This is a genomic window from Geodermatophilus sp. SYSU D01176, assembly GCF_054050015.1.
In genome coordinates, this window is the sequence record NZ_JBJGYN010000052.1 from 21,937 (window position 1) to 30,238 (window position 8,302).

Genomic DNA, 8,302 nt, shown 5'->3' on the forward strand with positions numbered 1-8,302 from the left:
CGGCTCGGGACGGGGCCACCCCGGCGGTCCGGCTGGCTCAGCAGACGGGCAGGCGGGTCTTCAGGTAGGTCTCGACCCGGTCCAGCCCGATGCGCTCCTGGCTCATCGAGTCGCGCTCGCGGACGGTCACCGCCTCGTCGGTGAGGGTGTCGAAGTCGACGGTGAGGCAGAACGGCGTCCCGATCTCGTCCTGCCGCCGGTACCGGCGCCCGATCGCGCCGGCGTCGTCGAAGTCGACGTTCCAGCTCTGCCGCAGCGTCGCCGCCAGGTCCCGGGCCTTGGGCGAGAGGTCGGCGTTGCGCGACAGCGGCAGGACGGCGGCCTTCACCGGCGCCAGCCGCGGGTCGAGCCGCAGCACCGTGCGGGTGTCGACGCCGCCCTTGGCGTTGGGCGCCTCGTCCTCGGAGTAGGCCTCGATGAGGAACGCCATCAGCGAGCGGGTCAGGCCGGCGGCCGGCTCGATGACGTACGGCGTCCAGCGGGTGTTGGTGGCCTGGTCGAAGTAGGTGAGGTCGGCGCCGGAGTGCTCCGAGTGCGTCTTCAGGTCGAAGTCGGTGCGGTTGGCGATGCCCTCGAGCTCGCCCCACTCCGAGCCCTGGAAGCCGAAGCGGTACTCGATGTCGACGGTGCGCGTCGAGTAGTGCGAGAGCTTCTCCTTCGGGTGCTCGTAGTGCCGCAGGTTCTCCCGGGCGATGCCGAGGTCGGTGTACCAGCGGGTGCGCTCGTCGATCCAGTACTGGTGCCACTGCTCGTCGGTGCCGGGCTCGACGAAGAACTCCATCTCCATCTGCTCGAACTCGCGGGTCCGGAAGATGAAGTTGCCGGGGGTGATCTCGTTGCGGAAGGACTTGCCGATCTGGCCGATGCCGAACGGCGGCTTCTTCCGGGCCGCGCCCATCACGTTGGCGAAGTTCACGAAGATGCCCTGGGCGGTCTCCGGGCGCAGGTAGTGCAGCCCGTTGTCGTCCTCGACCGGGCCGAGGTACGTCTTGAGCATCATGTTGAAGTCGCGCGGCTCGGTCCACGCGCCCTTCGTGCCGCAGTTCGGGCAGGCGATGTCGGCCAGGCCGTTCTCCGGCGCCCGGCCCTTGCGCGCCTCGAACTCCTCCTCGAGGTGGTCGGCCCGGAAGCGCTTGTGGCAGCTCTGGCACTCGGTGAGCGGGTCGGTGAAGACGCCGACGTGACCGGAGGCCACCCAGGTCTGCCGCGGCAGGATCACCGAGGAGTCCAGGCCGACGATGTCGTCCCGGCTCTGGACGACCGTGCGCCACCACTGCCGCTTGATGTTCTCCTTGAGCTCGGTGCCCAGGGGGCCGTAGTCCCAGGCGGAGCGGGTGCCGCCGTAGATCTCGCCCGACGGGAAGACGAACCCCCGGCGCTTGCAGAGGTTCACCACCTTGTCGAGGCGGGCGGGGTCGTGCTTGGCGGTGCTGGCGCTCACGGCGGGGGGCTCCATCCGGCTGGCGGTCGGCGGGTTGACCCGTCCACGGTAGATGCCCGCACCTGCCTGCTCAGCCGCCGCCCGGCCCGGCCCAGCCGCCCGCCCAGCCGATGAGGTCGACGTCGCCGTCGATCGTGGCTCCCCGCCACAGCATGACGAGCAGGACGGCGCCGAGGACGAACAGCGCGACCACGACGGCCGCGATCCACGGCCACGTGCGCCGGCGTCGCCGGGGCCTCGGGCCGACGGCGACGCCGGCGCGCAGCGTGCCGTCCAGCTCCAGCGTGCGGTCGGGGTCCCGCGACGCCGGGCCGGAGAGGGTGACGGTCGGCTCGTCCGGGCGGACGGGGGGCGTGGCGAGCTCGCCGCGCGCGAGCTGGTCCCGCACGGCCCGGCCGGGCACCGGAGGAGGCCCGACCTCCATCGTGGGTTCCGCGGACGCCGGGGGTGGCCGGTCGTCCCGCTCGGGCTCGCTCATCGCGCGTCCTCCCTGCTCGGGTGCCGCGGCACGGTGGGTGCCCACGGACCGCGTGATCACCCCTCGACCGGCTGCTCCTCCGGGACGTAGGCGCCCGGCTCGTCCAGCGCGTGCTGCCACACCGCCGCCCCGGCGAGCTTCACCTGGGCGGCCGACAGCGCCCGGCGGTAGGCGCCGACGCCGTCCCACCGGGTGACCAGCGCCCACAGCCCGGGGTCGTCGGTGCAGCGGCCCAGCTCGCCGTCCCGGTACCCGGGGCGGGCGGCGAGGGCGGCCAGCAGGACGTCGACGGCGGCGGCGAGACCGGCCGCGTCGGCCGGGGACACCCGCAGCCGGGTCACCGCGAACACCCGTCGATCGTCGCAGACGGGCGATCGGTCACCGCCAGGGCGCGGGCGTGAACCACTCGCGGTCGAGGTCCTCGATGGTGTGGCCGTGCCACTGGATGTAGATCTCCATCAGCCGGCGGGGACCGTCCACGAAGCCCCACGCCTCCCACGCGGGGTCGGTGACCCCCGGCTGGCTCTGCCGGTACCAGCCGCCCTCCTGGAGCCGGTCGAAGGCCGGGTCGGCGACGGGGTCCAGGGCGGCGATCCGCGCGTCCAGCGCCGCCTGGTCGGGGTACTGGCCCAGCTCGACGTAGATGCCCGACGGCAGGGTGCACGTGATGTAGACGTCGGCCGTCGACGTGCTGAGCGGCGGGCTGACCTCGCAGGTGGCACCACCCCAGCCCCCGGGCCCCGGTTGGTCGGGGACCAGGTCGGGGAACGCCGCCGCGATGTCGGCGGCCTCCAGCCAGGGGCTGATCTCGACGTCCACGGAGCTCGAGGAGGACGGCGCCCCATCGGCGTCGAAGGCCACCACCGTGTAGGTGTGGCTCCCCGGCGTGAGCGCCTCGTCATCGGCGAAGGACGTGCCGGTGAGCTGCGACTGCACCACCTGGTCGTCGCGGCGCACCTCGTAGGTCTCGGCGTTCTCCACCGGGGTCCAGGTCAGACCGACGGTGGCGCCGTCCACCTCCGCCGCGAGGTTCGACGCCGGGTGCAGGGCGCTGACCACGGTCCTCGACTCGCTCAGCGCGGAGCGGTCCCCGCCGCTGCCCACCGAGCGGACCGAGTACGTGACCCGGACCCCGCTGCCGACCTCCGAGTCGACGTAGACCGACCCGTCCGACCGGCCGACCACCTCGCCGTCCCGGTGCACCTCGTACCCGGTCGCACCGTCGACGGCCTCCCAGCGGACCTCGACGCCCTCCGCGGTCGCCGCCGCCTCCACCTCCCTCGGCGCGTCGGGCGCCGACCCCGCGAGCAGGAACCACGCGGCGACACCGGCGAGGACGACGAGGGCCAGCGCGACCGCTCCCCAGACCAGGTACCGGCGCTGCCGGCTGCGGTCTGTGGGTCCGCCCGGTCCGGTCCCCGCCCCACCCCGGTCCTGGTCGTACGTCCCGCCCGGCCACGGCGGCCGGCCACCCGACTGCGGTCCCCACGGCGGCGGGGTACCGGGCGACTGCGGTCCCCACGGCGGCGGGGTGCCGGTCCCCTGCGGCGTCCACGACGGCGGGGAGCCCGGCGGTGGCCACGTCGCCCCGGACCCCGCGGTCGGCACCGGCGGCGCCGATCCCGGCGCCCCGGCCGGTTGCCGCACCGTCCGCACCACGGTGGGGGCGACCGGGGGCACGGCCCGGCTGGCCGCGTCGGCGAGGGCGCCGCAGGTGGGGAACCGGTCCGCCGGATGGGCGGCCAGCGCCCGACCGACGACCTGCCGCAGCCCCGGCGGCAGGGCATCGAGGGCCTGCGGGGGCGGCCCGCTCGCCACGGCGCCCATCAGCGCGGTCGGGGTCGGCTGGTCGAACAGCCGGCGCCCGGTCAGCAGCTCGTAGAGGACGCAGCCCAGGGCGTAGACGTCGACCGCGCCGGTGACCGGCCGCCCGTCCAGCTGCTCCGGTGCCGCGTACGGGATGCTGGCGAGGAGGTCACCGGTGTCGGTCAGCTGCAGCGACGCCTCGGTCGCGTGCGCGATGCCGAAGTCGGTCAGGTAGGCGCGTTCGATCCCCAGACCGCTGCGCGCCAGCAGGATGTTCGCCGGCTTCACGTCCCGGTGGACCAGGCCGGCGGCGTGGGCGTGGTCGAGCGCGCCGGCGATCTCCCCGACGAGCCACACCGCGCGGGCGGGGGCCATGGGGCCGTCCTGCCGCAGCACCTGGTCGACGTCCGGGCCGGGGATGTACTGCATGGTCAGCCACAGCCGGCCCTCGTCGAGCCCGCGGTCGTAGACCTTCACCAGGGACGGGTGGTCCAGGGTGCCGGCCAGCTCGGCCTCCCGGTTGAACCGGGCGACGAAGACCGGGTCGGAGGACAGCTGGGGGTGGATCACCTTCATCGCGTCCTGCCGCGGCAGGCGGGGGTGCTGCACCAGGTAGACCGAGCCCATGCCGCCGGCCCCGAGCAGGCGGAGGACCGTGTAGCCCGCGAACGACGTCCCCGTCTGCATGTCCATGACCGCTCCGAACGCCCGTCGGGTCGGCAGCAGCGCGTCGCGTGCCGCGCCCACGCCCGCCGTCGGGGTGGCAACGTAGCCACGCACCGACGCGGGCTGAAGGCGAACGTCGAGCTCAGCGGACCGACCGGCGCGACACGCCCGCGTGGCGTGACAGCCGACGGTCGCGCCGTCGACCTGCGGTGATGAGGACCGGCGAGGGCCGGAACCCGAACGGCCTTCAGGCGCTGCCGAAGCGGCGCTGCCGCGAGGCGTACTCCTCGCACGCCGCCCACAGGTGGCGGCGGTCGAAGTCGGGCCAGAGCGTGTCGAGGAAGACGAACTCCGCGTAGGCCGACTGCCACAGCAGGAAGTTGCTGGTGCGGTTCTCCCCCGAGCTGCGCACGAACAGGTCGACGTCGGGCATGTCGGGCTCGTCCAGGAACCGGGAGACGGTGCCCTCGTCGACCTTGGCGGGGTCCAGCCGGCCGGCGGCGACCTCGCGGGCGATCGCCGCGGCCGCGTCGGCGATCTCGGCGCGGCCGCCGTAGTTGACGCACATGGTCAGCGTGAGGACGTCGTTGTCCCGGGTGAGCTCCTCGGCGATCTCGAGCTCCTTGATGACGCTGCGCCACAGCCGCGGACGGCGGCCGGCCCAGCGCACCCGCACCCCGAGTTCGTGCATCTCGTCGCGGCGGCGGCGGATGACGTCCCGGTTGAAGCCCATGAGGAAGCGGACCTCCTCGGGGCTGCGCCGCCAGTTCTCGGTGGAGAAGGCGTAGGCGCTGATCGCCCTGACGCCCAGCTCGATGGCGCCCTCGACGCAGTCGAACAGCGAGGACTCCCCCGCCTCGTGCCCGGCGGTGCGCGGCAGCCCCCGCCGCTCGGCCCAGCGGCCGTTGCCGTCCATGACGATCGCCACGTGGCCCGGCACCTTCTCCGGCGGCAGCTGCGGCGGGCGGACCCCCGACGGGTGCGGGTTCGGGGCCTTCACCTCACGCCGCGGGACCTCACGCCTCACTCAGCAGACCTGCTTCCCGGCGCGGCGCCGTCGGCTCGGACCGGTCGACCAGCGGCAGCGAGCGCAGCCCGCGCTCCAGGTGCCACTGCAGCAGCGCGGCGACCAGCCCGCTGCCCTCGCGGCGGTTGGTGCCCTGGCTGGCCTCGGCGGTGTCCCAGTCGCCGGTGAGCAGCGCGTCGAGCAGTTCGATGGTGGCCGGGTTGGGCATCGCCGAGCCGGTGGGCCGGCAGGGCGGGCAGACCATGCCGCCGGCGGGCACCGAGAAGTGCCGGTGCGGGCCCTCCTCACCGCAGCGGGCGCAGCCCCCCAGCGCCGGCTCCCACCCGGCGACCGACATGGCGCGCAGCAGGAAGGCGTCGAGCACCAGGCCCGCCGGGTGGGTGCGCTCGGACAGCGCCCGCAGGGCCCCCACGACGAGGAGGAACAGCCGCAGCGAGGGCTCCTTCTCCTCGGCGGTGAGCCGGTCGGCGGTCTCCAGCACCGCGGTGCCGGCGGTGTAGGCCGGGTAGTCGGCGACGATCGGCTGCCCGTAGGCGCGGATCGACTCGGCCTGGCTGACGATGTCGAGCGTGCGGCCGGTGTAGAGCTGCAGGTCGACGTGGCTGAACGGCTCCAGCCGGGCGCCGAACTTGCTCTTGGTGCGGCGCACGCCCTTGGCGACCGCGCGGACCTTGCCGTGCCGGCGGGTGAGCACCGTGACGATGCGGTCGGCCTCGCCCAGCTTCTGGGTGCGCAGGACGATGCCCTCGTCGCGGTACAGCGACTTCGGCGTGGTCGACACGTCAGTACCCCAGCCGGTTCAGCTTCTTGGGGTCGTCCTGCCACTCGCCGAGCACGGTGACGTGCAGGTCGAGGTGCACCCGGGCGGCGAGCAGCGCCTCGATGCCGGGCCGGGCCTCACTGCCGATCGCCTTGATGACCGACCCGCCCCTGCCCAGGAGCATCGGCTTCTGGCTGGGGCGCTCGCAGTGCAGCAGCGCGTGCACCTCGACCAGCTCGGCGCCGTCCCGCTTGGGGTCGGGACGGCGGGTCATCTCCTCGATGGTGACGGCGAGGGAGTGCGGCACCTCCTGGAACACCTTCTCCAGGGCGGCCTCGCGGACCAGCTCGGCGATCTGCCGCTCGACGTCCTCGTCGGTGGTCTGCTCCTCCGGGTAGAGCGGCGGGCCCTCCGGCAGCAGGCCGACCAGCAGGTCCTCCAGCAGCTCGACCTGGTCCCCGCGCACCGCGCTCACCGGCACGACCTCGGCGGCCTCGACCAGCTGGCTCGCGGCGAGCAGCTGCTCGGCGACCTGCTTCCTGCTCGCGGCGTCGGTCTTGGTCACGACCACGACGACGGGCGCCGTGATCTCGCGCAGCTGGCGGGCGATGAACCCGTCACCGGTGCCGACGGGCTGGTCGGCCGGCACGCAGAAGACGACGACGTCGACCTCGGACAGGGTGTCGCGGACGACGTCGTTGAGCCGGCGGCCCAGGAGGCTCTTCGGCTTGTGCAGCCCCGGGGTGTCGACCAGCACCAGCTGCCCGCCCGGCCGGTGGACGACGCCGCGGATGGCGTGCCGGGTGGTCTGCGGGCGGTTGCTGACGATGCCGACCTTCTCGCCGACCAGCGCGTTGGTCAGCGTGGTCTTGCCCGCGTTGGGGCGGCCCACCAGACAGGCGAAACCGCTGCGGTACGGCGGCTGGTCCGGCGGCGTCACGTGGTCCATCCTCCCACCCGCCGCCGACACCCTCCGTCACCTCCCGGCGGTTTCCGCGGAGACCGCCGGGAGGGCGGCTGGGAGGATCGGCGCGTGGCGGGGCGAGGACGTGGCGGACCGGACCAGGCTGCCGCGGCGGTGGCCCGTGAGCAGAGGCTGCACGTCGAGCAGGTCCGCGCGCACCGCTTCACCGCCGGCTGGGGGCCGAAGCGCTCCGCGACGACCGTCCCGGCACCGCTGCGCTACTGGCAGTACCGCCCGCCGCGGCCGCTGGCGGTCGCGTTCACCGCGGCGCTCGTCGGCGCCTGGTTGGGTGTCTTCGGCTGGGGCGGGGGCTGGCCGGCAGTGCGCGACGAGCTGCCCCTGGTGCTGGCGGCCGGGGCCGTCGTCCTGCTGCTGAACACCAGCCGGACGACGGTCTCCGACCACGGGCTGTCCTTCGACGTCGCGGGCGCCCGGACCGACCCGTCGCGCGTCGTCCCGCTCGTCCAGGTCCGGGAGGTGCGTCGCGGACGCCCGCCAGAGGGGTGGCCCGCGGCGGAGCGGCGCGGCGGCTGGTGGCCGGGGCGCACGCGGGTCGCCGTCCGGCACGGCTCGGGCGACGGGGCCGGCGAGCAGGCGCTGACCACCTGGGTGCGCGACCCGGAGGCGTTCGCCGACGCCCTCGGCCGGCCGCTGGGCTGAGCCCGACCCACCGGGTCACCTCCGGCGATCCTCTGCCCCCGCCCGCGGCCGACGGCTACCTGTGGACGCCCCGCGGGCCCCGCTCTGCCCGGCGGCGTCCGCCCGGTCCATGTCGGCGAGCCAGGCAGCGACCCATGCGACCGCCAGGGCCACCCCACCAGCCACAGTGCGACACCCGCCACCGACCACCGACGCCGGACCCCCATCACCGCCGGCGGGACCGCCACGACGGCGACCGGCAGCCACAGGATGACCTGCCAGACGGCCACGAGGACGGCGTCGACAGCAGCCGGGACCAGGCGCTGACCGCGTGGGCCCGCGACCCGGAGGCGTTCGCGAGGCCCTCCGCCGGTCGCTCTGCCGAGTCGGGATCGACCCGGCGTCCCCACCGAGCAGGGTGTCCGGGCGGGGGGGGGGGGGGGGGGGGGGGGGGGGGGGGGGGGGGGGGGGGGGGGGGGGGGGGGGGGGGGGGGGGGGGGGGGGGCTCGGCGGGGGCGCGG

General features: G+C 74.9%; 8 protein-coding genes. 1 reads left to right on the forward strand and 7 read right to left on the reverse strand.

What is annotated here, in order from left to right; genetic code table 11:
• Window positions 1-37 precede the first annotated feature (37 nt).
• From ACI78Z_RS21010 to era, 7 genes are all read right to left on the reverse strand, one after another.
• Window positions 38-1,441 carry a glycine--tRNA ligase gene (locus tag ACI78Z_RS21010; protein WP_457038471.1) on the reverse strand — a complete coding sequence of 468 codons (1,404 nt, stop codon included), beginning with the start codon at window positions 1,439-1,441 and terminating at the stop codon, window positions 38-40.
• A 70-nt stretch (window positions 1,442-1,511) separates the two neighbouring features.
• On the reverse strand, window positions 1,512-1,919 hold the full coding sequence (locus ACI78Z_RS21015; RefSeq protein WP_457038472.1) for a hypothetical protein: 408 nt from the start codon (window positions 1,917-1,919) through the stop codon (window positions 1,512-1,514).
• 56 nt (window positions 1,920-1,975) lie between these two features.
• Entirely contained in the window at window positions 1,976-2,269 is a 294-nt protein-coding gene (locus ACI78Z_RS21020) for an antibiotic biosynthesis monooxygenase (RefSeq protein ID WP_457038473.1), read from the reverse strand.
• A 28-nt stretch (window positions 2,270-2,297) separates the two neighbouring features.
• Window positions 2,298-4,418, reverse strand: a complete 2,121-nt coding sequence (locus ACI78Z_RS21025; protein WP_457038474.1) for a protein kinase domain-containing protein — start codon at window positions 4,416-4,418, stop codon at window positions 2,298-2,300.
• Window positions 4,419-4,638: 220 nt separating this feature from the next.
• Window positions 4,639-5,418: an isoprenyl transferase gene (locus ACI78Z_RS21030; RefSeq protein WP_457038475.1), complete on the reverse strand. Its 780-nt coding sequence runs from the start codon at window positions 5,416-5,418 to the stop codon at window positions 4,639-4,641.
• Window positions 5,408-6,199: a DNA repair protein RecO gene (gene recO, locus ACI78Z_RS21035; protein ID WP_457038476.1), complete on the reverse strand. Its 792-nt coding sequence runs from the start codon at window positions 6,197-6,199 to the stop codon at window positions 5,408-5,410. Before recO ends, ACI78Z_RS21030 begins: the two co-directional genes overlap by 11 nt.
• Window position 6,200: 1 nt before the next feature.
• Window positions 6,201-7,118: a GTPase Era gene (gene era, locus ACI78Z_RS21040; protein ID WP_457038477.1), complete on the reverse strand. Its 918-nt coding sequence runs from the start codon at window positions 7,116-7,118 to the stop codon at window positions 6,201-6,203.
• A 138-nt stretch (window positions 7,119-7,256) separates the two neighbouring features.
• Here era and ACI78Z_RS21045 point away from each other — a divergent pair, with 138 nt between their 5' ends.
• Entirely contained in the window at window positions 7,257-7,802 is a 546-nt protein-coding gene (locus ACI78Z_RS21045) for a hypothetical protein (protein ID WP_457038478.1), read from the forward strand.
• Window positions 7,803-8,302 lie beyond the last annotated feature (500 nt).

Bases quoted from the DNA above. Each gene is read 5' to 3' on its own strand.
- ACI78Z_RS21015 (WP_457038472.1), bottom strand. From the start codon at position 1,919: ATGAGCGAGCCCGAGCGGGACGACCGGCCACCCCCGGCGTCCGCGGAA.
- ACI78Z_RS21025 (WP_457038474.1), bottom strand. From the start codon at position 4,418: ATGGACATGCAGACGGGGACGTCGTTCGCGGGCTACACGGTCCTCCGC.